The 26,107-nt window shown below is 72.5% G+C and carries 23 protein-coding genes; 13 read left to right on the top strand and 10 right to left on the bottom strand.

All coding sequences use genetic code 11. From position 1 onward, the window contains the following. Window positions 1–115: 115 nt before the first annotated feature. Entirely contained in the window at window positions 116–859 is a 744-nt protein-coding gene (locus tag AB0I06_RS14970) for an SDR family oxidoreductase (RefSeq protein ID WP_363119189.1), read from the top strand. 57 nt (window positions 860–916) lie between these two features. On the opposite strand, the gene alc is transcribed toward AB0I06_RS14970, so the two are convergent. Together alc and allB are read right to left on the bottom strand one after the other, a co-directional pair. Beyond that, window positions 917–2,032 carry an allantoicase gene (alc, locus tag AB0I06_RS14965; RefSeq protein WP_363119188.1) on the bottom strand — a complete coding sequence of 372 codons (1,116 nt, stop codon included), beginning with the start codon at window positions 2,030–2,032 and terminating at the stop codon, window positions 917–919. A 38-nt stretch (window positions 2,033–2,070) separates the two neighbouring features. Continuing rightward, the gene (gene allB / locus AB0I06_RS14960) at window positions 2,071–3,411 is read right to left on the bottom strand and encodes an allantoinase AllB (RefSeq protein ID WP_363119187.1); all 1,341 of its coding nucleotides are present in this window, start codon (window positions 3,409–3,411) and stop codon (window positions 2,071–2,073) included. 246 nt (window positions 3,412–3,657) lie between these two features. Between allB and AB0I06_RS14955 the strand changes: the two genes are divergently transcribed. Continuing rightward, on the top strand, window positions 3,658–4,455 hold the full coding sequence (locus AB0I06_RS14955; protein ID WP_363119186.1) for an IclR family transcriptional regulator: 798 nt from the start codon (window positions 3,658–3,660) through the stop codon (window positions 4,453–4,455). 319 nt (window positions 4,456–4,774) lie between these two features. On the opposite strand, the gene AB0I06_RS14950 is transcribed toward AB0I06_RS14955, so the two are convergent. Further along, on the bottom strand, window positions 4,775–5,104 hold the full coding sequence (locus AB0I06_RS14950) for a DUF5955 family protein (protein WP_363119185.1): 330 nt from the start codon (window positions 5,102–5,104) through the stop codon (window positions 4,775–4,777). A 243-nt stretch (window positions 5,105–5,347) separates the two neighbouring features. On the opposite strand from AB0I06_RS14950, the gene AB0I06_RS14945 reads away from it, so the two are divergent. Next, window positions 5,348–5,962 carry a nucleotidyltransferase family protein gene (locus AB0I06_RS14945; protein WP_363119184.1) on the top strand — a complete coding sequence of 205 codons (615 nt, stop codon included), beginning with the start codon at window positions 5,348–5,350 and terminating at the stop codon, window positions 5,960–5,962. A 221-nt stretch (window positions 5,963–6,183) separates the two neighbouring features. Next, window positions 6,184–7,809 (top strand): malate synthase A, encoded by a 1,626-nt coding sequence (gene aceB / locus AB0I06_RS14940; protein WP_363119183.1) that lies wholly within the window; start codon window positions 6,184–6,186, stop codon window positions 7,807–7,809. 69 nt (window positions 7,810–7,878) lie between these two features. Here the strand turns inward: aceB and AB0I06_RS14935 are convergent, their stop codons facing one another. Next, window positions 7,879–8,793 carry a HipA family kinase gene (locus AB0I06_RS14935; protein ID WP_363119182.1) on the bottom strand — a complete coding sequence of 305 codons (915 nt, stop codon included), beginning with the start codon at window positions 8,791–8,793 and terminating at the stop codon, window positions 7,879–7,881. A 185-nt stretch (window positions 8,794–8,978) separates the two neighbouring features. Between AB0I06_RS14935 and AB0I06_RS14930 the strand changes: the two genes are divergently transcribed. The 3 genes from AB0I06_RS14930 to AB0I06_RS14920 all read left to right on the top strand — a co-directional run bounded on the left by AB0I06_RS14930 (window position 8,979) and on the right by AB0I06_RS14920 (window position 12,159). Continuing rightward, entirely contained in the window at window positions 8,979–9,911 is a 933-nt protein-coding gene (locus AB0I06_RS14930) for a Rieske 2Fe-2S domain-containing protein (RefSeq protein ID WP_363119213.1), read from the top strand. Next, window positions 9,889–10,437, top strand: a complete 549-nt coding sequence (locus AB0I06_RS14925) for a DUF1360 domain-containing protein (RefSeq protein ID WP_363119181.1) — start codon at window positions 9,889–9,891, stop codon at window positions 10,435–10,437. The genes AB0I06_RS14930 and AB0I06_RS14925 overlap by 23 nt, the downstream gene beginning before the upstream one ends. A 222-nt stretch (window positions 10,438–10,659) precedes the next feature. Then, entirely contained in the window at window positions 10,660–12,159 is a 1,500-nt protein-coding gene (locus AB0I06_RS14920; protein WP_363119180.1) for an APC family permease, read from the top strand. Between the two features lie 6 nt (window positions 12,160–12,165). Here the strand turns inward: AB0I06_RS14920 and AB0I06_RS14915 are convergent, their stop codons facing one another. After that, window positions 12,166–12,537, bottom strand: coding sequence for a (2Fe-2S) ferredoxin domain-containing protein (locus AB0I06_RS14915; protein WP_363119179.1), 372 nt, complete (start codon window positions 12,535–12,537; stop codon window positions 12,166–12,168). Window positions 12,538–12,599: 62 nt separating this feature from the next. Further along, window positions 12,600–14,138 (bottom strand): IucA/IucC family protein, encoded by a 1,539-nt coding sequence (locus AB0I06_RS14910; protein ID WP_363119178.1) that lies wholly within the window; start codon window positions 14,136–14,138, stop codon window positions 12,600–12,602. 102 nt (window positions 14,139–14,240) lie between these two features. Here AB0I06_RS14910 and AB0I06_RS14905 point away from each other — a divergent pair, with 102 nt between their 5' ends. The 3 genes from AB0I06_RS14905 to AB0I06_RS14895 are packed head-to-tail and all read left to right on the top strand — an operon-like array spanning window position 14,241 to window position 17,832. Beyond that, window positions 14,241–15,731, top strand: a complete 1,491-nt coding sequence (locus AB0I06_RS14905) for an IucA/IucC family siderophore biosynthesis protein (protein WP_363119177.1) — start codon at window positions 14,241–14,243, stop codon at window positions 15,729–15,731. Between the two features lie 44 nt (window positions 15,732–15,775). Next, complete coding sequence (locus AB0I06_RS14900; RefSeq protein ID WP_363119176.1) at window positions 15,776–17,041, top strand: VWA domain-containing protein; 1,266 nt, start codon at window positions 15,776–15,778, stop codon at window positions 17,039–17,041. After that, window positions 17,041–17,832 carry a hypothetical protein gene (locus tag AB0I06_RS14895; RefSeq protein WP_363119175.1) on the top strand — a complete coding sequence of 264 codons (792 nt, stop codon included), beginning with the start codon at window positions 17,041–17,043 and terminating at the stop codon, window positions 17,830–17,832. The genes AB0I06_RS14900 and AB0I06_RS14895 overlap by 1 nt, the downstream gene beginning before the upstream one ends. Window positions 17,833–17,884: 52 nt before the next feature. Here the strand turns inward: AB0I06_RS14895 and AB0I06_RS14890 are convergent, their stop codons facing one another. Continuing rightward, complete coding sequence (locus AB0I06_RS14890; protein WP_363119174.1) at window positions 17,885–18,541, bottom strand: helix-turn-helix domain-containing protein; 657 nt, start codon at window positions 18,539–18,541, stop codon at window positions 17,885–17,887. Window positions 18,542–18,628: 87 nt separating this feature from the next. On the opposite strand from AB0I06_RS14890, the gene AB0I06_RS14885 reads away from it, so the two are divergent. The 3 genes from AB0I06_RS14885 (at window position 18,629) to AB0I06_RS14875 (ending at window position 21,066) form a co-directional block, all read left to right on the top strand. Further along, window positions 18,629–19,837: a pyridoxal phosphate-dependent aminotransferase gene (locus AB0I06_RS14885; RefSeq protein ID WP_363119173.1), complete on the top strand. Its 1,209-nt coding sequence runs from the start codon at window positions 18,629–18,631 to the stop codon at window positions 19,835–19,837. A 94-nt stretch (window positions 19,838–19,931) separates the two neighbouring features. Beyond that, on the top strand, window positions 19,932–20,564 hold the full coding sequence (locus AB0I06_RS14880; protein WP_363119172.1) for a hypothetical protein: 633 nt from the start codon (window positions 19,932–19,934) through the stop codon (window positions 20,562–20,564). Window positions 20,565–20,643: 79 nt separating this feature from the next. After that, the gene (locus AB0I06_RS14875) at window positions 20,644–21,066 is read left to right on the top strand and encodes an acyl-CoA thioesterase (protein ID WP_363119171.1); all 423 of its coding nucleotides are present in this window, start codon (window positions 20,644–20,646) and stop codon (window positions 21,064–21,066) included. Window positions 21,067–21,208: 142 nt separating this feature from the next. Here the strand turns inward: AB0I06_RS14875 and AB0I06_RS14870 are convergent, their stop codons facing one another. The 3 genes from AB0I06_RS14870 to AB0I06_RS14860 all read right to left on the bottom strand — a co-directional run bounded on the left by AB0I06_RS14870 (window position 21,209) and on the right by AB0I06_RS14860 (window position 25,981). Next, complete coding sequence (locus AB0I06_RS14870; RefSeq protein WP_363119170.1) at window positions 21,209–22,639, bottom strand: non-reducing end alpha-L-arabinofuranosidase family hydrolase; 1,431 nt, start codon at window positions 22,637–22,639, stop codon at window positions 21,209–21,211. Between the two features lie 236 nt (window positions 22,640–22,875). Next, window positions 22,876–24,510, bottom strand: a complete 1,635-nt coding sequence (locus AB0I06_RS14865) for a serine/threonine-protein kinase (protein WP_363119169.1) — start codon at window positions 24,508–24,510, stop codon at window positions 22,876–22,878. A gap of 82 nt (window positions 24,511–24,592) precedes the next feature. Next, entirely contained in the window at window positions 24,593–25,981 is a 1,389-nt protein-coding gene (locus AB0I06_RS14860; RefSeq protein WP_363119168.1) for a nucleobase:cation symporter-2 family protein, read from the bottom strand. Between the last annotated feature and the right edge of the window lie 126 nt (window positions 25,982–26,107).

The raw sequence follows: 26,107 nt of genomic DNA, 5'->3' as shown, positions 1-26,107 counted from the left end.
ACGGCCCGCCGGCCGGACTCGCGGCTCGCTCCGGTGGACGGCCCTCCCCCGGCCCGGGAACCTCGACGTCCGTTCGCCGCCAGCGGCACGGCCGCGCCGCCGCTGAGATGGACCCATGACTTCTGAAGGAACTCTGCACGGCAAGGTGGCTCTCGTGACCGGCGGGAGCCGTGGCATCGGAGCGGCGACGGCGCTGCGTCTGGCCCGGGAGGGCGCGGACGTGGCCGTCGGCTATGTGAACGGCAAGGAGGCGGCGCGGGACGTCGTCCGGGAGGTGGAGGCGCTCGGGCGCCGGGCGGTGGCGCTGCGCGCGGACGCGGCGCGGGCCGACGAGGCGGCCGGGGTGGTGGACGCGGCGGCGGAGGCGCTGGGCGGGTTCGACATCCTGGTGAACAACGCGGGCGTGGGGGTGCTCGGACCGCTGGAGTCCCTGTCGCTCGCCGACGTGGACCGGGTCCTCGACATCAACGTACGGGGTGTCTTCCTGGCGTCCCGGGCGGCCGCCGCGCGGATGCCCGACGGCGGGCGGATCATCACGATCGGCAGTTGCATGGCCCAGCGGGTGCCGGGACCCGGCGGGACGCTCTACACGATGAGCAAGGCGGCCCTGGCCGGGCTGACGAAGGCGCTGGCCCGGGAGCTGGGGGCACGCGGAATCACCGCCAACCTCGTCCTTCCCGGCCCGATCGACACCGACATGAACCCGGCGGACGGGCCGTACGCGGCCGGGCAGGCGGCGTTCACGGCGCTGGGGCGGTTCGGGACGGCGGACGAGGTGGCGTCGACGGTCGCCCATCTGGCGGGGGCGACGTACGTGACCGGCGCGGAGATCTCGGTCGACGGGGGCCACGCGGCGTGAGGGACGCGGGGCGCACCGGTGCTGTCCGGCCGGTGCGCCCCACGGTCGAGGGGTGGTTCAGCCACCCAGTTCCTGGTGGCGGGCCGCCAGCCGGCTCGCCCCCTCCTGGGTCAGGGAGCCGAACAGCCGCAGACGGGAGATGCCACCGTCCGGGAAGATGTCCACGCGCGCGTGCGTGCCGACGGCCGGGGCCGGCAGGACGAAGCGGTGGTTGGTGTCGGGCTGGAGGCGGGTGCGGGGCAGGATCTCCTGCCACTCGCCGTCCTCGCCGTCCTTGACGGACACGGACGCCCAGCCGGCGCTGTTGCCCTTGAGGTAGGCGGTGTCGATCTCCAGAGCGCGGATGTGGGCCTGGGCGGCCAGCCGGTAGCGGATCCAGTCGTGGCCCCGGTCGCGGCGGCGGCGGGTCTCCCAGCCGTCGTCCATCTTGCGGGAGCGGCCCGGCTGGATGGTGTTGGAGGCGGGCGAGTAGAAGAGGTTGGAGGCGTCCTCGGCCCGGCCGCCGTTCTCCAGGGCGACGACGTCGAACGTGCCGAGCGCCTCAAGCCAGGCGGGGTCGGGGACGACCTCGCCGTGCACACGCAGGCGGGCGATACCGCCGTCGGGGTGCTGGTTGACCCGGAGGTGCGTGAAGCACTGCTCGACGTCGACGGCGAAACCGTTCGCCGCGTGGCCGCCGACCGGGGTGCGCGGGACGAGGGTCGTCCACTTCACGTCGTCCCCGAGGAGTTCCCGCGGCGAGGGGGAGCCCGGTACGCGGGTGCCCTCGACGGAGACGGCCTGCGGGTAGTTGCCGCGGAAGTGGGCGGTGTCGACGACGATCCCGCGGATCACGCCCGGGGCGCCGAGGCGGACCAGCGCCCAGTCATGGTCCTCCTCGGTCGGCCAGGGGTGATCGGCGGAGGCGCCCCGGCGGCGGCGTGTCTCCCAGCCGTCCATGATCTTGCCCTTGTGCCCGAAGTGCTCGGGGTCGAACTCGGCGGGCCCGGGCACCAGCAGATTCTCGCGCTGGGCGAAGAACTCGTCGTTGGCGGCGATGACACCGGCGCCCAGACGCCGGTCGGCGAGGTCGGTGTACCGGGTGAAGGGGAAGTCGGCGGTGCGGTAGTCCGCGTACGGGTCGCCGCCTCCGTAGGGGTTCGCGTCGCCGGTGAAGCTGGGGATCGCCGTCACGATGATCAGGTCTGCCTTTCGGGTGTCCGGGATGGGATTCAGTGGGTCCGGGTGAGGAGCCGCCCCTTCGGTTCGGTGAACTCGCCGTCCGCGACGATGCGCTGCCCGCGCAGCCAGGTGGACTTCACGACGCCGTACAGGGTCCTGCCCGCGTACGCGGTGACGCGGTTGCGGTGCTGGAGGGCCGCCGGGTCGACGGTGAAGGTCTCGTCGGGGGCGAGCACGGCGAAGTCCGCGTCACGGCCCGCCGCGATGGCGCCCTTGCGGTCGTCGAGGCCGACGAGTTCGCAGGTGCGGGTGGACATCCAGCGCACCACGTCCTCCAGCCCGTGCCCGCGCCGGCGTGCCTCCGTCCACACCGCCGGCAGACTCAGCTGGAGTCCGGAGATGCCGCCCCAGGCCGTCGCGAAGTCGTCGGTCTTCAGGTCGGCCGTGGACGGGGAGTGGTCGGTGACGACGCAGTCGATGGTGCCGTCGGCGAGCGCCTGCCAGAGCAGGTCCTGGTTGGCGCTCTCGCGGATGGGCGGGCAGCACTTGAACTCGCTGGCGCCGTCGGGGACTTCCTCGGCGGTGAGGGTGAGGTAGTGGGGGCATGTCTCCACGGTGACGCGGACGCCCTCCGCCCGCGCCTCGGCGATCATCGGCAGGGCGTCGCTGGAGGAGAGGTGCAGGACGTGCACGCGCGCGTTCAGGGCCTTCGCCTCGCGGATGAGCTGGGCGATGGCGCTGTCCTCGGCGTCGCGGGGGCGGGAGGCGAGGAAGTCGGCGTACTTCGGGCCCGGCTGCTGCGGGGCTGCGGCGAGGAGGCGGGGGTCCTCGGCGTGCACGATGAGCAGCCCGTCGAAGGCGGCGATCTCGGCCATGGTCCGGGCCAGGGGGTCCCGCTCCAGGTGCGGGAACTCGTCCACGCCGGACGGCGACAGGAACGCCTTGAAGCCGAAGACGCCGGCCTCGTGCAGCGACCGGAGTTCCTTGGTGTTGTCGGGCAGGGCGCCGCCCCAGAAACCCACGTCGATGTGCGCCTTGTCGGCGGCGACCCGCTGCTTGGTGCGCAGGTGCGGGACCGTCGTGGTGGGCGGGAGGGAGTTGAGGGGCATGTCGACAAGGGTGGTGATGCCGCCGGCCGCCGCGGCGCGGGTGGCGGTCCAGAAGCCCTCCCACTCGGTGCGGCCGGGGTCGTTGACGTGCACGTGGGTGTCGACCAGGCCGGGCAGCAGGACGTGGTCGCCCAGGTCCTCCAGACGGGCGCCCCGCGGTACGGGAGCGTCGTGCGGGAGGACGGCCGTGATCCTGCCGTCGGCCACGGCCACGGAGGCGGCACGTGTTCCCTCGGGAGTGATGACGCGCGTCGAGCGCAGCACCAGTTCAGTGTCGGACACCCGAACCCCTTACTTCCGCTTACTTCCGCGTAACGGAATTCAACTTTCTGTTGAAGGAGTTTTCACTCCCTCTCCCGCCCCGTCAAGGGCACACTGGACCACGGCGCCCTTCCGGCGAAACTCCTGGACGTTTCCACAAAGCGGAATTAAACTTCCAGCAAGCAGAACGTAGCTACGTCCAAGCGGGGAGTCAACCGACTGCCGGGTAGGCTTCTGCCCTTCCCGCCCGCCCGAAAGGAACGCGCCGTGCCGACGTCCAGCGCCAGCACCACCGACTCCGCCCGGTCCTCCGCCAACGGCGGGGTCCAGTCCCTGGAGCGCGCCTTCGACCTGCTCGAACGGATGGCGGACGCGGGCGGCGAGGTCGGCCTGAGCGAGCTGTCCGCGAGCAGCGGGCTGCCCCTGCCGACCATCCACCGCCTGATGCGCACGCTGGTGGCCTGTGGGTACGTCCGCCAGCAGCCCAACCGCCGGTACGCGCTCGGCCCGCGCCTGATCCGGCTCGGCGAGTCGGCCTCCCGGCTGCTGGGCACCTGGGCGCGGCCGTATCTCGCGCGGCTGGTCGAGGAGACCGGCGAGACGGCGAACATGGCGCTGCTGGACGGCGACGAGATCGTCTACGTGGCGCAGGTGCCGTCGAAGCACTCGATGCGGATGTTCACGGAGGTCGGACGGCGGGTGCTGCCGCACTCCACGGGTGTGGGCAAGGCCCTGCTCGCCGGTTTCCCGCCGGAGGAGGTGCGGGCGCTGCTGTCCCGTACGGGCATGCCCGCCGCGACGGAGAAGACGATCACGACGGCCGACGGCTTCCTCGCGGCCCTGGAGGACGTACGCCGGCAGGGCTACGCCATCGACGACAACGAGCAGGAGATCGGGGTCCGCTGCCTCGCGGTCCCGGTGCCGGACTCCCCCACCGCCGCGGCCATCTCCATCTCCGGCCCGGCCGGCCGGGTCACGGAGGCGGCGACGGACAAGATCGTGCCGGTCCTCCAGCAGGTCGCCGGCGAACTGTCCGCGGCGCTCGCCAGCCAGAGCCCGGCCTGACGCCCCAGCCGTCCCCGCGGACGACCCGGACCGGCCCTTCGGAGCACCGGGCGGACCCAGGAGCCGGGCCACCCCTTCGGGGACACCGGACGGTCTCAGCCCCCTGGGCACGCCCCGGCCGTCCGCGAACCGAGGAGGCGGCCGAAGCCAGAGCATCCCGGGCCTCCTGCGCACCGGTCGGCGAACCACCCCGGCGCCGCGGCCTCAGCCCCGGGTGACGCCGCGAGCCACACCCACCGGCCACCGAACCGGCAGAGCGTGCCGGGGTCGTCCGGTCGACGGCGCGGCAGACCTCCGTTCCGGGCGGCGGGCCGGCTCGTCAGCCCTGGCCGCGCACCGGGCTTCCGAAGAGGTCCACCGCGCGCCGGACCTCCGTCAGCTCCGCGGAAAGCGCGCTCACCGAGCCGATCGCGCCGGCGATCAGCAGGAGGGAGCGGTGCAGGCGCGGGATCTCGGGAAGGCCGTCGGCGGCCATCGCCGCCAGCGCGGCCAGTTCCTCCTCGGCGATGCTCCGGTCGGCGAACTCGCCGGGATGGGCGGCCAGTCGGCGGCGCAACCGGGACACGGCGGAGCACAGCTCCGTCACGCGCGGGTCCTCCTCGCCGCCGGTCACAGGCCCCTGCCGCTTCTGCTCCACGCTCCGCAACACAGTCCTCCCCCTCGCACCTCGCCGTGCGTGTGCCCTTCCGACGCGAAGTCCCCCCGGCCGTACGGGCGTCGGCCGCCCGGCCGGTCGGTGCGGGCGACAGTAAACGACGCGGACCGCCAGGCGCCAGTCCATTGCGTCATCGACTTGTCTCGCTGCGTGACTTTCTGGCCCGAGGCGCACGCCTGTCCGAGGCGCGCCGCGCGCTGTCGTACCCCTGTGCGGGGCGTGCGGTATGCAGGAGGCATGACGACACCGGAGACGACGGGCGGGGTGCAAGCGGTTGCGGGGCTGCTGCTGGCCGCCGGAGGCGGGCGGCGGCTCGGCGGACGGCCCAAGGCGCTGCTCCCCCACCGGGGACGGCCGCTCGTGGAGCACGCCGTGCGGGTGCTGCGGGAGGGCGGCTGCGCGACGGTCCACGTGGTCCTGGGCGCACAGGCCGACGACGTGCACGCACGCGCCGCACTGCCGGGCTGCGTCCTGGTCGACAACCCCGACTGGGAGCAGGGCATGGGCAGTTCCCTGCGCGCCGGGCTCGACTCGCTCGCCGGCACCGGCGCCCGGGCCGCGCTGGTCTCGCTCGTCGACCAGCCGGGCATCGGGCCGGACGCGGTGGCCCGGGTCCTCGCGGCGTACGAGGGAGAGGAGTCCCTGGCATCGGCCGCCTACGACGGCGTACGCGGCCACCCGGTGCTCTTCGGAGCCGCCCACTGGACGGGTGTCGCCGCGACCGCGGCCGGCGACCAGGGGGCCCGCGCCTACCTGAAGGAGCACCGGCAGGCGATCACCTTCGTCGAGTGCGGGGACATCGCCCAGCCGTTCGACATCGACACCCCGGCCGACCTGAGCCACCTGGAGTGAACGCCCGCAGTGAGCGGGGTGGCACGGAGCGCCACCTTGCCTCGACCCGGAGAATCTCGACATCAACAGACGATTGAACTTCCACCATGAGGAAACTAGTATCCACTGTTCAGAAGCGCCCGACGGCTGCCCGGGCGCCGAACGCCGTATCCGGGAAGACTGGCACCCGGTGCCACGCACGCCGGCTCGTCTTCACAGCTCGCTGAAGGAAGTGACCGTTCATGTCCGCTCCAGCGCCGTCCCCGCTGGCCATCGTCGACGCCGAGCCCCTGCCCCGGCAGGAGGAGGTCCTCACCGAAGCGGCACTCGCCTTCGTGGCCGAGCTGCACCGGCGGTTCACGCCCCGGCGTGACGAACTCCTCGCCCGCCGCGCCGAGCGCCGCGCCGAGATCGCCCGCACCTGCACCCTCGACTTCCTCCCGGAGACCGCCGCGATCCGCGCCGACGACTCCTGGAAGGTCGCCCCGGCCCCGGACGCCCTGAACGACCGCCGGGTCGAGATCACCGGCCCCACCGACCGCAAGATGACCATCAACGCCCTCAACTCGGGCGCCAGGGTGTGGCTCGCGGACTTCGAGGACGCCTCTGCGCCCACCTGGGAGAACGTGGTCCTCGGCCAGGTCAACCTGATCGACGCCTACACCCGGAACATCGACTTCACCGACCCGAAGTCCGGCAAGTCGTACGCCCTGAAGGCGGACGAGGAGCTCGCCACGGTCGTGATGCGCCCGCGCGGCTGGCACCTGAACGAGCGCCACCTCGTCGACGCCGACGGCACACCCGTGCCCGGCGCCCTCGTCGACTTCGGCCTGTACTTCTTCCACAACGCCCAGCGCCTGCTGGACCTCGGCAAGGGCCCGTACTTCTACCTCCCGAAGACGGAGTCCCACCTGGAGGCGCGCCTGTGGAACGAGGTGTTCGTCTTCGCGCAGGAGTACTGCGGCATCCCGTACGGCACGGTCCGCGCGACCGTCCTCATCGAGACGATCACCGCCGCCTACGAGATGGAGGAGATCCTCTACGAACTGCGCGACCACGCCTCCGGGCTGAACGCGGGCCGCTGGGACTACCTGTTCTCCATCGTCAAGAACTTCCGTGACGGCGGCGCCAGGTTCGTCCTGCCGGACCGCAACGCGGTGACGATGACGGCCCCGTTCATGCGCGCCTACACCGAACTCCTCGTCCGCACCTGCCACAAGCGCGGCGCGCACGCCATCGGCGGCATGGCGGCCTTCATCCCCTCCCGCCGGGACGCCGAGGTCAACAAGGTCGCCTTCGAGAAGGTCCGCGCCGACAAGGACCGCGAGGCGAACGACGGTTTCGACGGCTCCTGGGTCGCCCACCCCGACCTGGTGCCGATCGCCATGGAGTCCTTCGACAAGGTCCTGGGCGACAAGCCGAACCAGAAGGACCGGCTGCGCGAGGACGTCGAGGTAGAGGCGGCCGACCTGATCGCCATCGACTCGCTCGACGCCAAGCCCACCTACGCGGGTCTGGTCAACGCCGTGCAGGTGGGCATCCGTTACATCGAGGCGTGGCTGCGCGGCCTCGGCGCGGTCGCCATCTTCAACCTCATGGAGGACGCGGCCACCGCCGAGATCTCCCGCTCCCAGATCTGGCAGTGGATCAACGCGGAGGTCGTCCTCGACAACGGCGAGCAGGTCACCGCCGAGCTGGCCCGCAAGGTCGCCGCCGAGGAACTCGCGACCATCAAGGCGGAGATCGGCGAGGAGGCCTTCGCGGCCGGCAACTGGCAGGAGGCCCACGACCTGCTGCTGACGGTCTCCCTCGACGAGGACTACGCCGACTTCCTGACCCTGCCGGCGTACGAGCGGCTCAAGGGCTGACGCGGCGGGGACGCCCGCACGCGGAGCGGCCCGGGGCCTTCCCCGGGCCGCTCCGTCGCGTACGGCCGCTCACCCGAGGTGCGCCGACCAGTCCTGCCGGGCCGCGGGCTTGCCGTGCAGGTCGGGGACCTGTTTGAGCCAGGCGGGGCGTCCCCGCTGGTTCCTCGCGGCCCGCTGGGCGTCCTCGGCGGCGAGCTCCTCCCGGGTTGGGAAGCCGGTGGGCAGCCAGTGCGCGGAGGCCCGGGCGCGGGCGAGGAGGTAGGTCACATAGGCCTCGCGCACCTCGTCCGGGGTGGCGAAAGCCGGCTCGTCCGCCAGCCAGGCGTCCGGGACCTCCACGAGGATCCGCCGCAGCAGCTCCTCGGTGACCCGGGGCGCCAGCTCGGCGTCGGCGGCCCGGACGTCGGGTCCGTAGTGGCCGAGGGCGTGGTGCCGGAAGTCGTAGGCCTTGCGGGGGTCCGAACCGTCCCAGCGGTGGTGGAAGACCAGCGCGGCGCCGTGGTCGATCAGCCACAGGCGCGGGGGCGCGACGCCGAGGGTGGGCCAGACCATCAGGTTGGAGCTGTGGACCGTACGGTCGACGTTCACGGTCAGGGCGTCGAGCCAGACGATCCTGCCCGCCTCCAGCGGATCGACGGGGAAGACCCGGGCGATCTCCGGGGTGAGGTCCACGGCGCCCGGGAGGTGGTCCATGCCGAGGTTGACGCCCGCGCTGGCCGCGTGCAGGTCGCGCACCTCCTGGTGCGGCTCGTGCTCCGCGATCGCCGGGTCGAACCGCACCAGGACCAGCTCGGGGAAGCGCAGCCCGAGGGCGCGGGCCAGTTCCCCGACGATCACCTCGGCGACGAGCGCCTTGCGGCCCTGCGCGGAGCCGGTGAACTTCACGACGTAGGTGCCGAGGTCGTCCGCCTCGACGACGCCGGGGACGGAGCCGCCGGAGCGCAGGGGTTCGACGTAGCGGGTCGCGGTGACCTCTCTCAGCATGGTCCAGGGCTCCCCAAGGGGCGGAATCCGAAGGGGCCATGGTAACCGGGCGTGACAGCCGGCGAGGGTCGCTGGTCCGGGGGCCGAGCCGGTCAGCCGCCGCGACGTCGCACGCGAGGTGCCGTTTGCCGCTGGTGCGGGTGGGGACCCGGCCGAGCATGAGCGCAACCCCACGTCGCCGCCTGATGCGGCAGAACCGTCTCCTGTGGTTGCTGGACCGCCTGGAACACGAGTCCAGGGCCGATGCGGTGATCGACACGCTCCGCAAGCGTGTGCGGGCCCTGCCCCTGGGGCCCGGCCGGGACCTGCTGCACGGAAGGTGGCTGGGACACCCCGTGCACCCGCTGATGGTGCAGGTGCCGATAGGGAGCTGGCTGTCGGCGGCGGTCCTGGACCTGCGCCCCGGCCACTCCCGCGCGTCGCGGCTGCTGATCGGCGTCGGGCTGGGCTCGGCGGCTCCCGCGGCCGTGGCCGGCTGGGTCGACTGGGCGGAGCTGCATCCCCGACAGCAGCGGATCGGACTGGTGCACGCCCTGTCCAACACGGTGGCCGTCGGCCTGTACGCCGCCTCGCTCGCCTGCCGCGTCAAGGGCCGCGAGGGGGCGGGCCGGGCCTACGGCTTCCTGGGGCTGACCGCGGTCGGGACCGGCGGCATGCTGGGCGGCCACCTGGCCTACCGGCAGGCCTCCGGCGCCAACCACGCCGAAGAGGTCCCGAACGTCGTCTCCGCGGGCTGGCACCGGATCGGAACCGTCGCCGAGTTCCCCGCCGGGGAGCCGGTGCGGCGCAGCGTGGACGACGTGCCGGTGCTGGTGGTGCGCGAGACCGGCGGGGCGATCCACGCGCTGGCCGACCGGTGCAGCCACCTCGCGGGGCCGCTGTCGGAGGGCACGGTCGCCGACGGCTGTGTGCGGTGCCCGTGGCACGGCAGCGTCTTCCGGCTCTCCGACGGCTGGAACGTACGCGGACCCGCCACCGCGCCCCAGCCCTCCTTCGAGACGCGGATCACCGACGGGCATGTCGAGGTGCGGCTGCGTCATCAGAACGGCGGGGAACCGGCCGGGCGACGGAACACGACACGATCGGGGGCTGCCCATGGACACGGCGACCATGACTGACAACCGTCTCGCGCGACGGCTGCGCGGGGCACTGAGGCGTACCGGCCGGGACTACTCGGCCGGGCACGACCGGCCGCTGGGCGGCTACGTCGCGGCCATGGCGGGCTTCGCGGCCTGTACGGCGGCCTGGACCACGGCGGTACGGCGCAGCGGGCGCCCGGTGCCCGAGCGGCCCGAGCCGTGGGACGTGGTGCTGACGTCGGTGGCGACGTTCCGGCTGAGCCGGCTGCTCAGCAAGGCGGCCGTGACCAGTCCGCTGCGGGCCCCCTTCACCCGGTACGTCGGCCCGCAGGGCCCCGCCGAGCTGCACGAGGAGGCACAGCCCGAGCAGGGCAGGCACACCGTCGGCGAGCTCGCCACCTGCCCGTTCTGCATGAGCGTCTGGGTCGCCTCGGCCCTGACCGCAGGCCAGCTGCTCTGGCCGCGCGCGACCCGGACCGCCATGGGCACGCTCGCCGCCCTGGCCGGGGCGGACACGCTGCAACTGGCGTACGGCGCGCTGATGGACAAGACGACGGGCGACTGACCGCGCCGGAGCGGGGCGCCGACGCGGGTGGGGCTCGCCGTGCTGCTGCTGGTCGCGCGCCCGGCCGACGCGCCCGACCGGCGGTTGCGCGCGCCGGCCTGATGACCGCGGTGGCTGCTGGTGTGGAGCCGGACGTCGACATGACGCCCGAAAAGCCCATGAATGACTGATACGCACCTTCGCTCCCTGTTGTATGGACGCACACACAGGGAGCGAGGGAGCATGGCCGAGGACGGCACGGACGCGGAGCAGCCCCCTCAGGCGAGCCTCAAGCCCGACGCCATCGGGTTCGTCGACGCGCTGGTCATCGGGCTCAACGCGACGTCCCCCGCGTACTCCGTGGCGGCGGTCATCGGCCCGATCGTGGCGCTGGTCGGCATCCACGCCCCCGGTGTGATGCTCGCGTCGTTCGTGCCCATGCTGCTGATCGCGTCGGCGTTCTACCACCTCAACAAGGTCGACCAGGACTGCGGCACGACCTTCTCCTGGGTCACCCGCGCCATGGGGCCCTGGGCCGGCTGGCTCGGCGGCTGGGCCATCACGATGACCGGCGTCCTGGTCGTCGGATCGCTCGCGGACGTCGCCGTGACGTTCTTCCTGCTCGCCGTCGGCCTGGACGGCTGGGCCGAGAACGACGTGGTGCGCCAGGTGCTCACGGTGCTGCTCATCCTGCTGATGACGGCCGTGTGCGTCATCGGCACCGAGGTGTCGGCCAAGGTGCAGAACGTCCTCATCCTGGCGCAGGTCGTCTGTCTGCTGGCCTTCGCCGTGGTGGCGCTCCAACGCGTCTACGCCGGCACCGGCACCCTCGGCTCCCTCGACCCGGGGTTCGGCTGGCTCGACCCGTTCGGGGCCGGCGGAGCGTCATTGACCGCTTCCCTGCTGCTGGGCGTGTTCACCTACTGGGGGTGGGAGTCGGCGGTCAACCTCACCGAGGAGGTCGAGGACTCGGCCACCGCCCCGGGCAGGGCGGCCGTCTGGTCGACGGTGCTGCTGCTGGTGACCTACCTCGCGGTCGCCTTCGCGGTCGTGGCGTACGCCGGGACGGACTACCTCGCCGAGAACGCGGCGGAGGAGGAGTTCGTCTTCGCCCTGCTCGCCGAGGAGGCCATGGGCGGCTGGGACTGGGTCGTGCTGCTGGCGGTGTCCACGTCCGCGCTCGCCTCCACGCAGACGACGATCATCCCGGCCTCGCGCACCGGCCTGTCGATGGCCCGCCGGCACGCCCTGCCCGCGCACTTCGGCCGTATCCACCCCCGCTTCCGCACCCCCGACGTGAGCACCTGGTGGGTCGCCGGCATCGCCATCGCCTGGTACCTCGTCCTCTACCACCTCAGCGAGAACGCCCTGTTCGACTCCCTCACCGCCCTGTCCCTGCTGATCGCCTTCTACTACGCGCTCACGGGGCTCGCCTGCGCGGTGTACTACCGCCGCCAGCTGACCCGCAGCGCCCGCAACCTCTTCTTCATCGGCCTCGGCCCGCTGATCGGCTCCGGCCTGCTGGCGTGGCTGCTGGTGGAGTCCGTGGCGGACATGTCCGACCCCGCCAACTCCTACAGCGGCGACTCGTGGTTCGGGCTCGGACCGCCGCTCGTCATCGGCGTCGGCATCGTGCTCGTGGGTGTCGTCCTCATGATCGTGCGCCGGCTGAGGGCGCCCGCCTTCTGGTCGGAACACCCGAGCGTGGTCGACCCGGCCCTCGTCGACGGCAAGGAGTCCTGAAATGTTTCATGAGCTGCCGGCGGCGCGTTTCGTGAACGGGCTGAAGACGTACAGGTCGAGGATCTCGGGCACCGGCGCGACGCCGGGGCCGCCCGCCCGCACCCAGGAGACGACGTCCTCGGTGGCGGCCTGGTCGTTGACCAGCCCCAGCCACACCGGACGGCCCCCGGCGGCCCGGCCCTCGGTGGAGGGCTGGACGACGATGACGTTGGCCTGGTCGCAGACGTCGAGGCAGTCGGAGACACGTACCGGTGCCACCTCGCGCAGGCGGTCCGTCTGGGCGGCGTGATCGACGCCTCTGATCTTGCGGGTGCCGCAACAACAATCCCGGCAGACGACGACGCGGCAGGGGACCCCAGCGTCCGGCGTCGCGGACATGCCGCTCCCTCCCTTTCTGCGCATGGCGATGATCATGTCACGCGGGTGCCGGGCCCGGCGGGTCAGGTCCCTTCCCTCAGCGGGTTGGGCAGCGGAAGGTAGCGGGCGTCGGCGCCGTCCGCCCCCGTCCAGCGCAGCACCAGGTTGGTCTTGGCGGGCAGGGTCGGTGAGGTGAGCAGGGCGGGGATCTCCGGAAGGTCGTGACGGGCGAGTTCACGGCGGGCCGCGGGCCAGGGGTCGAACCCGGGGTGGCGTGCGGCGAGGGCGCCGGCGATCTCCATCAGGTGGTTGACGACCAGGCAGTACACGAGCCGCTCCCAGCCGGCCCGCCGCGGAACGTCCGGCAGCAGCTTCACGCCCTCGGCGTCCCGGTACAGCGCCTGCACCGGCAGGCCGTCGGCGTCGACGGCGACCAGGGTGTTCTGGAGGTGGGCCTCGATGACCACGCCGTGCTGGGCGAACGCCGTCAGCGCCGGGGGCACGACCCGGGCCAGATAGGCCGTCCACCAGGTTGCGGGGTCGATGGCACGGTCGAGCGGGCTGCCGTCGAAGCCCTCGACGAGACCGGCGGCGAGCAGCGGAGTGGCACCGGGCAGCAGGCGCTCGCCGAAGCCGTCGCGGACGAGGACGGCCAGGGCCTCGAAGGCGAAGTCCGCGGTGCGGTACCCGCGATCGCCGAGCCACGCCGGGGGCCCGTCGAACGTCCGGAAGGCGGAGCGGACGGCCGCGTCGGTCCGGCACACGGCGAGCAGGTCGTGGCGCCACAGGCGGCGGATGTCGTTGGTGATGCGCACGTCCAGGCTGAACTTCAGGAACAGGTCGTGCTCGGGCGTGTAGAGGGTGCGGACGGCCGCCGTGGGCCAGGTGTCGAAGGCGGTCGCGCCCAGCCGGACCAGCCTGCCGTCGGCGAAGGCGGCGGCGAGCTCCGGGCCGGCCAGGTCCAGTTGCCAGGGGTGGGCCGGAAGGAGGCGGTAACCGGGCGGGGCCGTGCCGAGGCCGTCGAGGGCGGAGGTGTCACCCTCCTCGACGACGGTGTCCTCGCGCAGCCCCAGCAGAGTGATCGGAAAGCGGGCGTAGGCCTCGGGCGCGTACGGCAGCCAGCCGGTGGCGGGGCCGCCCCCGCGCGCCTTGGGGGCCGGGTGGTGGGTGTGGCCGGTGAGGAGGGACTGCTCGGAGCGCAGGTAGAGGTCGTCGGGCGGGGTGGCCCGGGCCCGTGCGGCGAGCAGGGCGGCCACGACGTCCCGGCTGGCGAGCATCTCGGCGGGCAGTTCGTGGTTGGGCAGACCGGTGTGCCGGCGCATTTCCTCGGCGACGAGTGCGACGAGTCCGGTGTGGCCGAGGCGCTGCCAGACGCCCGCGACCTCGACCTCCGGTTCGATGGGCCGCCGCGTCCCGCGCACCCGAAGCAGGCGGTCCCCGCCGGGCAGCCGGTGCACGTGGTGCGCGCCCTCGCTGCGCACCGGCCGGGCCACCTCGCGCAGCAGGCAGTTCAGCAGGGGGACGGCGGCGTACGCGTCGGCGAGGGCGCCGTCGCCGGGGCCGGAGTCGCCGTGGGCCGAGTCGTCGTCGGCGGGCGGGGGCATGAGGTCCACGCGTTCCACTCGTCCCTACGGTCCTTCCAGCGTTCCGGGCGGAGATGATCAGTATGGAGGTCGTCGCCATTCCGCTGTGACGCCCCCTATGCGTACCCGAGGAGCCCGCCCGTGCACCGTCCCCCCACCGCCGAGACCGAGGTCGCCGACGAGCTGTCCGTCGTTCGGCCCGGCCTGCTGGCGCGGTACGAGGCCGAACTGCCCGGCGCCCGGGCGGCCGTGCTGTCCCGCCTGTGGCGCGGTCTGGCCCATGATCCGCTGCCCTGGGTGACCCGCAGGGAGCCGGACGGGGACGGGCTCACGCTGTCGCTGTCGGACGGCCGCCGGCTGCACGGCCCCCGGCCGGACCCGTACGCGACCGGCGCGTACGTCACCGTCGTACGGCTCGGTGAGGCGGCGTACGAGGATCCGGCGCGGCTGATGACGGACCTCGCCGTCGCGCACTCCGCTTCCTTCGCCGCCGAACTCGGGCACAGCGTCGCCTCGCTGGCGTTGTCGCGGGCGGGGCAGGTGGGCGAGGGGGACGACTGGCCGGAGAGCGACTGGGAGTGGGAGCAGCGGATCGTCGACGGGCACCCGTTCCATCCGACGTGCCGGTCCCGGCCCGGCTTCTCGGTGGCCGAGCAGCTGGCCTACGGGCCCGAGCACCGGCCGGTCGTGGAGCTGGGGCTGGTGCCGGTGCGGGCGGAGGAATGCCTGGTGACGGGCGTGTGGCCGGACGAGCTGCGCGATGAGGGGCGGGTGGTGCTGCCGGTGCATCCGTGGCAGGCGGAGCATGTGCTGAAGCGGACGTGCGAGGAGCGGCGCCCCGCGCATCCGCTGATGTCGCTGCGGACGCTGGCCCTGCCCGGCGGGCCGCAGGTGAAGACCTCGCTGAGTGCCCGGCTGACGTCCTCGGTGCGGGACATCTCCCTGCCGTCGGTGGCCGCGTCGGCGGTGCTGTCGGACTTCGCCGGGATCCCGGCGGCGCGCACCGACGGCCTGCTGCACGTCACCCGCACGCTGGGCGCGGCGGCCGGTTCCCCCGACCTCGCGGCCGTCCTGCGCGAGTCGCCGCAGACCTACGCGGGCAGCGGAGAACGGGTGCTGCCGGTGGCGGCGCTCGCCACGACGGATCTGCCCGGCTCCCCCGCCTGGCTGGCCGCCTTCGCCCGGCTCGCCCTCACAGTCGGGCTGCGGCTGCTGGAGCTGGGCGTGGCCCTGGAGGCACACGGCCAGAACCTCCTGGTGGTCCTCTCCAGGACGGGTGAGCCCCTGCGGCTGGTCTACCGCGACCTGGCCGACATCCGTGTCAGCCCGGCCCGTCTGGCCCGGCACGGTATCGAGGTGCCCGAGTTGCCCGCCCGGATGGTCACGGATGACGAACGTGCCCTGCGCCGCAAGGTGTTCGGCTCGCTCGTGGCGGGCGCCCTGGCCGGGACGGCCGGGTCGGGTCCGGCGCTGGCAGCTGCCCTGGAGGCGGCCGTCCGGGATCTGCCGCGCACCCCCGACCTGGCGGCGCTGTGCGCGGATCCCCTGCCCGCCAAGGCGCTGACGCTGATGCGGCTCTCACCGCGCACGCCCGGGGACCAGTGGGCGGAACTGCCCAATCCGCTGCGCTGAGCCCCGTTTTGGAGCCGGAGCGGGGTGATCAATAGGATCCGGCGATGATCACAAGAACACGGCTGGCGGCAGGGGTCTGTACCCTGCTCGCCGCGCTGGCGGCCGGGCTCGCCTTCCCGGCCGGGGCGTTGGCCGGTGAACCCACGGGCCAGGACGCCCCCAAGGTCGACCTCGTCCTCGACGTGAGCGGCTCCATGCGGGCGCGGGACATCGACGGCCGGTCGCGGATGGCCGCCGCGAAGCAGGCGTTCAACGAGGTGCTCGACGCGACACCCGAGGAGGTCGAACTCGGCATCCGCACCCTCGGCGCGAACTACCCGGGCGACGACCGCAAGACGGGCTGCAAGGACACCGCGCAGCTCTACCCCGTCGGTCCGCTCGACCGCACCGAGGCCAAGACGGCCGTCGCCACCCTCTCCCCGACGGGCTGGACGCCGATCGGCCCGGCCCTGCTGAAGGCGGCCGGCGACCTGGACGGCGGCGCCGATTCCAAGCGCATCGTGCTGATCAGCGACGGCGAGGACACCTGCGCCCCGCTCGACCCGTGCGAGGTGGCCCGCGAGATCGCGGCCAAGGGCATCGGCCTGACCATCGACACGCTGGGACTGGTGCCCACCGCCAAGCTGAGCAGGCAGCTGAGCTGCATCGCCGAGGCCACCGGCGGCACCTACACCTCGGTCGAGCACCAGGACGAACTCACCGACCGGGTGAACGAGTTGGTGGACCGGGCGGCCGATCCGGTGGTGACGCCGGTGCCGGCCGAGGGTGCCGACCGGTGTGCCGGGGCGCCGACGCTGAAGTCGGGCCTGTACACCGACCGCGAGGAGTTCGGGCAGCAGCGCTGGTACCGGGTGGACGTGCGGCCGGGTCAGGAGCTGCGCGCCTCGGTGAGCGTCGCCGCGGACCGGGCCGTGAACCCCGGCTACGGGGTGCTGATGCGGGCCGTGACGTCCAAGGGCCGCGAGATCGTGCGCGGCGAGGCCGCGGGCAACGGCCGTACCGACGTGATCTCGACGGGCCTGCGCTACCCGAAGGCCGACAGCGACGACGAGGACGCGCCCGCGGAGGCGGTGTGCCTGTCCGTCTCGCACTCCTTCTCGGCGGCCTCGGGCGTGAAGACCACGCCGGGCCTGCCGCTGGAGCTGACGGTGGACGTCGTGGACGCTCCCAGCCAGGCCGGCGACGTGGCCGCCTTCGGACTGGGCCGCGGCTGGTGGCTGCTCGGCGTGCTGATCCTCACCGGCTTCCTCGCCGGTCTCGTCTGGGGCTGGCTGTCGCGCTGGCGGGTCGCGGTCTGGAGGACCAACTGATGCGAGTGGCACGAGCGTTGAGCACGGCATTGCTGTTCCTCGGTGTGGCGGCCGCCCCTGCGGCAGCCGACGCCTCGCCGAGCCCGTCGCAGGACGGCGCGTCGGCCCCCACGCGGGCCGGCACGTCGTTCCGTACGGCGGCGGAGATCGAGCAGGGCCGGTCGGCCACGGCGAGCGGCTCCACGGGGGACTACCTGTACTGGTCGTTCCCCGCGGACACCGGACAGCGCCCCACCATCGAGGCGAAGGTGAAGCTCCCGCAGACCCACGCCTCCCAGACCTGGCAGATCGACGTCTACGACGGTCTGCGCCGCCGTCAGGCCTGTCAGTACGGGGCGCAGACGCGCACGGCCGCGGCGGACGCCTCCTCCGTCGAACTCGCCTGTGTGCTGCGCACGGTCCGGGCCTGGTCGGAGCCGTGGGCGAACGACCCGCTGCCCGGCACCTACTACGTCCGGCTGACGGCCATCGGCGTCCCCACCGCCGACCTCGGCCTCCGGGTCGACACCGAATTGCGCGTGGACTCCAAGGACATCGGCGGATCGGCGGCGGTGGACGGCTCGCTCGCCGAGCCGCTGGTGCCCGGGGTCGCCAGTAAGCCCGGCGAGGAGCGCGAGGACGCCGCGGTGCTGGCCGGACTCGAACCCGAGGACGGCTGGGCGTCCGGCTGGTGGTCGGACCGCTGGGTGTGGACGGCGCTCGGTGGCGTGCTCGCCGCGCTGGCCGGGGTCGGCGGGTACGCGCTGACGCGCGGGACGGGACGGCCGTCCCGGGTGCCGCCTGGCAGCTGACCGGCCCACGGTCGACCGCCCCACACCTGACCGTTCAGAACCTGACCGGCTCTCAGAAGGCCCGCCCCGTGCGGGCCTTCTCGCCTTCCTCGCGCAGTGACGTGGCGAGGGCGCCCTCGCCGCTCACCCCGGCCCGGCCGTCCCGCACGGCGTCGGCCAGGCTCAGCTCCCCGCGGGCCAGAGCCGTGCACGTGGCGGTGTCCAGGACCAGCCGGGCGTCCGGCTCCGCGGGGGCGGGTCCGTCGCCGTACACGGGCCCGTCCTCGGCACCGGCGTGCAGATGGAACAGGCCCTCTTCCAGCCGCACTTCGACGAGTCCCTCGCCGTCGAGCAGGCGCAGCAGGGGCAGGGCGAACCAGTGCGCCCGCACCGCGTCCGTCGGCCTGCGCTCACCGAGTTCGGCCCGCCCCCACTCCCCCAGCGCCTGGAGCACGGGCAGCAACGCGCGTCCGCGAGGCGTGACTTCGTACACGTACGCCGCACCGGGCGGCGGCAGCCGGCGCCGGGTCGCCAGGCCGTCGCGCTCCATGTCCTTCAGCCGCGAGGCGAGTACGTCCGTGCTGACGCCGGGCAGATCCGCGTGCAGGTCGGTGTAGCGGCGGGGACCGGCGAGGAGCTCCCTGACGATCAGCAGGGTCCAGCGGTCACCGACGACGTCGAGCGCACGGGCGGCGGAGCAGTACTGGTCGTAGCTTCGGCGAGGTGGCATGCGACGCAGTCTAGACAACTTGTTGGACTTTCCAAGCGCCTACTTGGTAAAACCAAGCAGCACCAGTCGCCAGAGGGGAAGCAGCGCATGGAGTTCCGGCAGTCGAGCAAACTCAGCGAGGTCTGTTACGAGATCCGCGGCCCGGTCATCGAGCACGCCAACGCGCTGGAGGAGGCGGGCCACAGCGTGCTGCGCCTGAACACCGGCAATCCGGCGCTGTTCGGGTTCGAGGCGCCGGAGGAGATCCTCCAGGACATGATCCGGATGCTGCCGCAGGCCCACGGCTACACCGACTCGCGCGGCATCCTCTCGGCCCGCCGCGCCGTGGCCCAGCGGTACCAGACGCTCGGCCTGGAGGTCGGCGTCGACGACGTCTTCCTCGGCAACGGCGTCTCGGAACTGGTGTCGATGGCCGTCCAGGCGCTCATCGAGGACGGCGACGAGATCCTGATCCCCGCCCCCGACTTCCCCCTCTGGACGGCGGTGACGACCCTCGCGGGCGGCAAGGCGGTCCACTACCTGTGCGACGAACAGGCCGACTGGTACCCCGACCTCGACGACATGGCATCGAAGATCACCGACCGGACGAAGGCGGTCGTGATCATCAATCCGAACAACCCCACCGGCGCGGTCTACCCCAAGGAGATCGTCGAGGGCATCCTCGACCTCGCCCGGCGGCACGGCCTCATGGTCTTCGCCGACGAGATCTACGACCAGATCCTCTACGACGACGCCGTGCACCACTCGGCCGCCGCCCTCGCCCCGGACCTGGTGGTCCTCACCTTCTGCGGCCTGTCCAAGACCTACCGCGTGGCGGGCTTCCGCTCCGGCTGGCTGGTGGTGACGGGCCCGAGGCAGCACGCGAGGAACTACCTGGAGGGCCTGACCATGCTGGCCTCCATGCGGCTGTGCGCCAACGCGCCCGCGCAGTACGCCATCCAGGCCGCGCTCGGCGGCCGGCAGTCCATCCGCGAGCTGACCGCGCCGGGCGGGCGGCTGCTGGAGCAGCGGGACGTGGCCTGGCGGATGCTCAACGAGATCCCGGGGGTGACCTGTGTGAAGCCGAAGGGCGCGCTGTACGCCTTCCCCCGCCTCGACCCCAAGGTGCACAGGATCCACGACGACGAGCGGTTCGTGCTGGACCTGCTGCTGCGGGAGAAGATCCAGGTGGTCCAGGGCACCGGCTTCAACTGGCCGGCCCCGGACCACTTCCGCATCCTGACGCTGCCGCACGCGGAGGACCTGGAGGCGGCGATCGGCCGGATCGGGCGCTTCCTCGGCGGGTACCGCCAGTAGCCGGGCCGGCCGGTGGGGACGCGACTGTCAGTGGCCGGTCGTAGCCTTCGAGCAGGTGGGCCAGTGCCCGAGACCGGCCGGAGAGGAGTACGCCGTGACCCGACCGCCGACCGCCGCGCAGCGGCGTGTCATCGACGCCGCCGACCCCGTCACCGGGCGGCTCCGGGGCACGGAGTCGCAGCTCACGGCACTGGTGAAGCGGGGCTTCGCCTTCCGCCACCCCCGCCCGCCGCACGATCACTTCCTGACGCCGGAGGGGCACCGGGTGCGGCAGGGCATCACACAGGCGCCCGTGCCCGCCGGGGAGCGGATCCCGGAGCCGACGGGCGTGTTCGCCGCCCGCGTCGGTGGTGAGCGGGGTGCGGCGCAGGCCGGGCCCTCCCGGCGCCGGGAGGTGCACAGCGCCTGGCAGGGGTTGCTGGAGCTGCGCCGGATGACCAACCCGGACGGGTCCGTGGACCGGCCGTGCGGCTGGGAGCGGGGCCATCTGGTGCAGGCCGCCGCGCTGGCCCTGGAGGCCGCCGGGCACGCTCCGGCGGGGCAGGAGGGCGGGGGCTACCGGGTACGGGAGACCCCGCAGCCGGAGGCCGTCGCCGTGCACGAGCCGGACGCACAGGCGCTGCGGGCCTGCGCGGCCACCCTGGAAGGGGCGGGCTGGCAGGTGAGCGAGCACCGCGAGCCGCGCGGCGGGGAGCGGTACCTGCTGGCTTCGCCGCGCCGGATGTGAGGGGCATGCCAGGATCGGTGGGTCGTTGCGCAGTGCACGAGAGTCCGGTGCGAGAGATCCGGCGCGAGAAGGGAAAGCCGTGAGCGAGCCGTTTTCCGTCCCTGTGACCGTCCGTGGATACGAGACGGATGTGCAGGGGCATCTCAACCAGGCGGTCTACCTGAACTACGCGGAGCACGCCCGCTGGTCGCTGCTCCAGGCCGCGGGGATCAGCCAGTCCGCCCTCATCGGCAGCGGCGTGGGACCGGTCGCCCTGGAGACGACCATCCGCTACCAACGCGAGCTGCTCGCGGGCGACGAGGTCGAGGTGACCTGCGCCTTCGAGTGGGGCGGCGGCAAGACGTTCAGGATCCGGCAGAGCGTCGTGAAGGCCGACGGCACGGTGGCGGCCGAGATCACGGCGGTCGGCGGCATCCTGGACCTGGAGAAGCGCAGGATGGTCGCCGACCCCGCGGACGTCCTCCGGAAACTGGCGTCGAATCCGGGGCTGTTCGGGCTCTAGTACTGCAAGGGTGCTTGTTCTGAGTGCCAGGCAGTTTGCAGGGGCTGTGTCCGCGTCCCCCCGGGGCCCGCCGCCCGCCAAAGGGGAGGAACCCCAGCCGACGTGCGGCTGGGGTTCCACTGGGTTGTGCGTGTCGAGCGGGTCAGCGCTGCAGGGTGAGGACACCCGGACGGTACGGCCACAGCGAGTAGTCGAGGCCGTTCTGGGTGGCGCCTCTGCCTTGGTAGAGGAACTGCAGGTTGCAGGGGTCGATGGTCTTGGTCTGGTCGGGGTTGTTGCGGACCAGGTCACCGTGGCTGATGTCGTTGGTCCAGGTGGCGCCGCTGTTGGCCTTGCCCGCGAAGGGGGCGCTCTCGCTGCCGGCCTGCACGGTCCACGGACCGTTCAGGCTGGAGGCGGTGTACGAGCGGAAGTAGCGCCCGTTCGCGCCCCGCGCCTCGACGATCATGAGGTACTGGTCCTGGCCCTGGACCTTGTAGACCTCCGGCGCCTCGAACACCTTGTCCACGGTGTCGCTGATGACCGTCGTGTACGACGACCCGAAGTTGCCCGGGAAGTTCGCGAGCGGCATGGTCGACTTGTAGATCTTGCCGTTGTCACCGGCGAAGAACAGGTACATGTTCTGGTTGTCGGCGATCAGGGTCTGATCGAGCGCGCCGGTGGGAGAGTTCTCGGTGCTGGGGAGGGTGCCGGTGAACAGCGGCTGCGGCGCGGACCAGCTGTTGGGGTTGGTGGGGTCGGTCGACGTGCGGTAGTTGAAGGGCCAGCCACCGCTCCACTGGGAGGCCATCACCCAGATGTTCTTGGGCGCGAAGTAGAACAGGGTGGGCGCCACCGCGGTCTGGCTCATGGCGGTCTGGGGGGCGGAGGCCATGTCCGACCAGTTCGTGAAGGCGCCGAAGCCCATCGACTTCCAGTTGCCGTCGGAGTACGTCCCGTAGACCAGGTGCTTGCCCTGATACGTCACAGTGGTGAAGTCCTTGAGCGCGGCCCACCCGTTCGCCGGCTGGGCCAGTGCCCCGGTCGAGGTCCACCGGTATGTCGACGGAAGGGAACACGTGGCGCCCGAGGCGGACAGGCCGGTCCACTTCTGGTTGCTGCCGCCGTTGCAGGTCGCGATCTCCACCGCAGTGCCGTTGGCGGTACCGGCACCCACGACGCTCAGGCACAGCCCGGACTCCACGCCGACGACCGTACCGTCCGTGTTCACCCGCCACTGCTGGTTCGTACCGCCGTTGCAGTCCCAGATCACCGGCCGGGTCCCGGACGTCGTGGCGTGGCCGGGCACATCCAGGCACTTGTTGCCGTACACGGTCAGCTGGTTGCTGTCCGTCAGCGTCCACTGCTGGTTGGTCCCGCCCCAGCAGTCATAGATCTGGGTTGCGGTGCCATTGGTCTGGCTGGCGCCCGGCACGTCGAGACACCGGCCGGAACCGGTGCCACGCAGGGCGCCGCTGGTGGCCGCCTGGGCGGCCGGGCCGGCGACCAGCAACGCCGCAAGCGAGACCATGGTCGCGGTCGCGGCGGCTATGACCGCGGACGGACGTCTGCGGCTGAAGCTGAGTCTGTGCATGGGGACCTCGCGTTTCTGAGTGCGCGGCTCTGCCGGCTCCTCGGAGGCTGTGCGTGGGGTGGTGCGGCGCGACCTCGCATGCGTTCGCCATCTCGAACAGAGGTCGAAGTATCGAGCAAGTGGATAATAAAGATCCAGCCACCCGCGTCAATGCTTCTCACAGAATTCACGAACAGGAAAAGTCACGAGCCGGAAGAAGGCCTGAAGCTGTTGCACAACCCGTTGTGCAACACCCTTCAGGCCTGGGCGGCGTCTCGCCAGATCGTCATGTCCAGTTGCAGGAAGGCGATGTCGGGCAGCGCCGTCGACTTGGTCTGGAGCACGAGCAGGGCGATGTCCCCGTTCTTGTGCTTGACGCAGATCTCGGTGCCGGCGGCCGCCGCGGCCAGGGTCCAGCGGTGCCGGTCGGCACTGGCGAGCATCAGCCGGCACTCGTCGAGGGTGGCCCCCGACTTGCCGAACAGCTGAAGGAAGACGCTGGTGTCGCTCTCCACCGCGCAGCCGACGTTCTCGCAGTCGAAGCGGATGTCCCCGTCGCGGTCGTCGCGCATGAACGGCTTGCGGAAACTCAGCGAGCTCTCCGGGGTCAGCATCAGCAGGGCCTGTGATTCGACCTGCGGTGACGGTGACTTCGCCGGGGAGGGCTCGGCCCCTTCCGGCGTCCGCCCGACGGTCCCCGACGCTCCGGTCCGGCCTTCGGACTCCGTCGACGGCCCCGGCCCCGACGACCGCCCGGACTGGTGCGGGCCCGGGCTCGCCGGTGCGCCCGCCACCCAGTCGTGAAACCTGTCGCCCGCGTCCTGGACCGTCCACAGCAGGCCCCCGAGCGCCACGACCCCCGCCGTCACGGCCGCGGCCGTGATCAGCGCGGTGCGCCGTCGCCGCGTCCGCCGCTGCCCCGGCCCGCCCGGCAGCCGTTGCGGCTCGGTGACGACCAGCGGTTCGGGCATGACGCGCGTGGGAGTGGGGAGCGGGGACGGGACCGTCGGCTCCGGCCCCATGACGTCCCGCCACACGGCCGGGCCCGCGCCCGCGTCGGCGTCCGTCCCCAGTCGCTGCCGGCACCAGTCGACGATCTCCGCCAGGTCCGCCCTGTCCTTCGGGTCGGCGGCCAGGCAGCGGGCGAACAGCGGTCGGAGCTGCTCGGGCAGCACGGACAGCTCGGGCCGGTCGTGCACGATCCGGTACAGCACGCCGACCGCGGGGCCCTCCCCGTAGAGCGGGCGGCCGAGGGCCGCGAACGCGGCCGTCTGGCCCAGCGCGAAGACATCGGTGGCCGCCGTGACCTCGCCCGCGGACGCCTGCTCGGGAGCCATGAAGTGGGGCGTGCCGACGGCGGCGCCGGTGACGGTGTACGAGGTGAAGTCGGCGGCCAGCGAGATGCCGAAGTCGATCACACGCGGTCCGTCGGCGGCGAGCAGCACGTTGGACGGCTTGAGGTCGCGGTGCACGATGCCGGCGGCGTGGACGGCCTGGAGTGCCTCGGCCACCCCCGCCATCAGCCACAGCACCGCGGGGACGGGCAGCGGTCCGCGCCGGGCGACGGCGTCGGTGAGGGACGGACCGGGCACGTACAGCGTGGCCGCCCAGGGCGGTGTGCCGTCGGCGTCGGCGTCGATCAGCTCGGCGGTGTAGGCGCCCCGCACCCGCCGGGCCGCCTCCACCTCCCGGCGGAACCGGCGCCGGAAGTCGGGGTCGTCGGCCAGTTCCGGCCGGATCACCTTGAGGGCCACCGGCCGCCCGCCCTGCGTGTGCGACAGGTAGACACGGCCCATGCCGCCCGCGCCGAGCCGGGCCGCGAGGCGGTACCCGGCGACCACGGGCGGATCGTCCGCCCGCAACGGCTGGAACACCTCGGTCGCGTGATTCATCGGCCCGTCTTCCCCTTGTCCCCTGATCCCCCGGTCAACCATGGGTTGACCAAGGCAGAAGCCTAAGCGGAGTCCGGCGGGCTCAGGACGCGGCCGGGGCCTTGGGCGGGCCCGTGAGCTCCTCGCCCGTCTCCATCGGGTGGGTCACGTCCTGGGCGTCGCGGGTGCCCTTGCCCAGGTGGTTGAAGACGAGGTTGAGCAGCACGGCGGCCACACAGCCCGTGGAGATGCCCGAGTCCAGGACGATGCGGGCCGTCTCCGGGAAGGCGTGGTAGAACTCCGGCGCCGTGATGGGGATGATGCCGACGGCCAGCGAGACGGCCACGATCAGGACATTGTTGTCCTTGTCCAGGGCGGCCCGGACCAGGGTCTGGATGCCGCTGGCGGCGACCGAGCCGAACAGGACCACGCCGGCCCCGCCGAGCACCGGGCGCGGTACGACGGCGATCAGCGAGGCGGCCATCGGGCACAGGCCCATCAGCACCAGGAAGCCGCCGCCCGCGGCGACGACGTACCGGCTGCGGATCCTCGTCATGGCGACCAGGCCGATGTTCTGCGCGAAGGCGCTGCACATGAAGCCGTTGAAGAGGGGGCTGATCGCCGAGCCGAGGGTGTCGGCGCGCAGGCCGGCCGCGATGGTCTTCTCGTCGGCCGGGCGCTCGACGATCTCGCCCAACGCCAGCATGTCGGCGGTCGATTCGGTCATCGACACCACCATCACCACGCACATCGAGATGATCGCGGCGAGCTGGAACTGCGGTGCGCCGAAGTGGAACGGGGTGGGGAAGCCGATGACGGCCGCGTCCCTGACGGGGCCGAAGTCCGTGGCGCCGAACGGGATCGCGATGAGCGTGCCGATCACCAGGCCGAGCAGCACGGCGATCTGCTTGACGAAGCCCGTGGTGAAGCGGCGCAGCAACAGGACGATCAGCAGGGTGGCGGCGGCCAGGCCCAGGTTGGTCGCCGAACCGTAGTCGTGGGCGGCCGGGTTCGGTCCCTGCGCCCAGCCGAAGGCGACCGGGAGCAGGGATATGCCGATGAGGGTGATGACCGTGCCGGTCACGACGGGCGGGAAGAAGCGGATCGCCTTGCAGAAGACGGGGGCGGCCAGGAAGCCCAGGAGTCCGGCGACGACGACCGCGCCGAAGATGATCGGCAGGGCCTCGGACTTGTCCTCGGTGGAGGCGACGATCGCGGTCATCGGGGCGACTCCGGCGAAGGTGACGCCGTTGACGAACGGCAGCCGGGCGCCGATCTTCCAGATGCCGAGGGTCTGCAGGAAGGTGGCGAGGCCCGCGGTGAACAGGCAGGCGCCGGTGAGGAAGGTCAGGTCGGTGGCGGTCAGGCCGATGGCCGCGCCGACGATCAGGGGTGGGGCGACGACTCCGGCGTACATGGCGGCCACGTGCTGAAGGCCGGTCGTCGCCATCTTGAGCGCGGGGAGTTTTTCGTCAACGGGGTGGTCGGCCACGGCGGCGTCCCTCCGGTCGGTTACACGGCTGTGCCCGAGGGCCGCCGTGGGTGTCAGGGAGGTGGTGCGGGTGTGGTCATGGGGGGTGCCTCCCTGCTCGAGCGAAGCCGAGAGCTTGAGGGAGGG

The organism is Streptomyces sp. NPDC050674, assembly GCF_040654575.1.
Classification (GTDB): domain Bacteria; phylum Actinomycetota; class Actinomycetes; order Streptomycetales; family Streptomycetaceae; genus Streptomyces.
This window is presented reverse-complemented; position numbering and strand designations above follow the sequence as displayed.

Bases quoted from the DNA above. Each gene is read 5' to 3' on its own strand.
- AB0I06_RS14970 (WP_363119189.1), top strand. From the start codon at position 116: ATGACTTCTGAAGGAACTCTGCACGGCAAGGTGGCTCTCGTGACCGGC.
- AB0I06_RS14945 (WP_363119184.1), top strand. From the start codon at position 5,348: ATGACGACACCGGAGACGACGGGCGGGGTGCAAGCGGTTGCGGGGCTG.
- aceB (WP_363119183.1), top strand. From the start codon at position 6,184: ATGTCCGCTCCAGCGCCGTCCCCGCTGGCCATCGTCGACGCCGAGCCC.
- AB0I06_RS14935 (WP_363119182.1), bottom strand. From the start codon at position 8,793: ATGCTGAGAGAGGTCACCGCGACCCGCTACGTCGAACCCCTGCGCTCC.
- AB0I06_RS14930 (WP_363119213.1), top strand. From the start codon at position 8,979: ATGCGGCAGAACCGTCTCCTGTGGTTGCTGGACCGCCTGGAACACGAG.
- AB0I06_RS14925 (WP_363119181.1), top strand. From the start codon at position 9,889: ATGGACACGGCGACCATGACTGACAACCGTCTCGCGCGACGGCTGCGC.
- AB0I06_RS14920 (WP_363119180.1), top strand. From the start codon at position 10,660: ATGGCCGAGGACGGCACGGACGCGGAGCAGCCCCCTCAGGCGAGCCTC.
- AB0I06_RS14915 (WP_363119179.1), bottom strand. From the start codon at position 12,537: ATGTCCGCGACGCCGGACGCTGGGGTCCCCTGCCGCGTCGTCGTCTGC.
- AB0I06_RS14900 (WP_363119176.1), top strand. From the start codon at position 15,776: ATGATCACAAGAACACGGCTGGCGGCAGGGGTCTGTACCCTGCTCGCC.
- AB0I06_RS14895 (WP_363119175.1), top strand. From the start codon at position 17,041: ATGCGAGTGGCACGAGCGTTGAGCACGGCATTGCTGTTCCTCGGTGTG.
- AB0I06_RS14890 (WP_363119174.1), bottom strand. From the start codon at position 18,541: ATGCCACCTCGCCGAAGCTACGACCAGTACTGCTCCGCCGCCCGTGCG.
- AB0I06_RS14885 (WP_363119173.1), top strand. From the start codon at position 18,629: ATGGAGTTCCGGCAGTCGAGCAAACTCAGCGAGGTCTGTTACGAGATC.
- AB0I06_RS14870 (WP_363119170.1), bottom strand. From the start codon at position 22,639: ATGCACAGACTCAGCTTCAGCCGCAGACGTCCGTCCGCGGTCATAGCC.
- AB0I06_RS14865 (WP_363119169.1), bottom strand. From the start codon at position 24,510: ATGAATCACGCGACCGAGGTGTTCCAGCCGTTGCGGGCGGACGATCCG.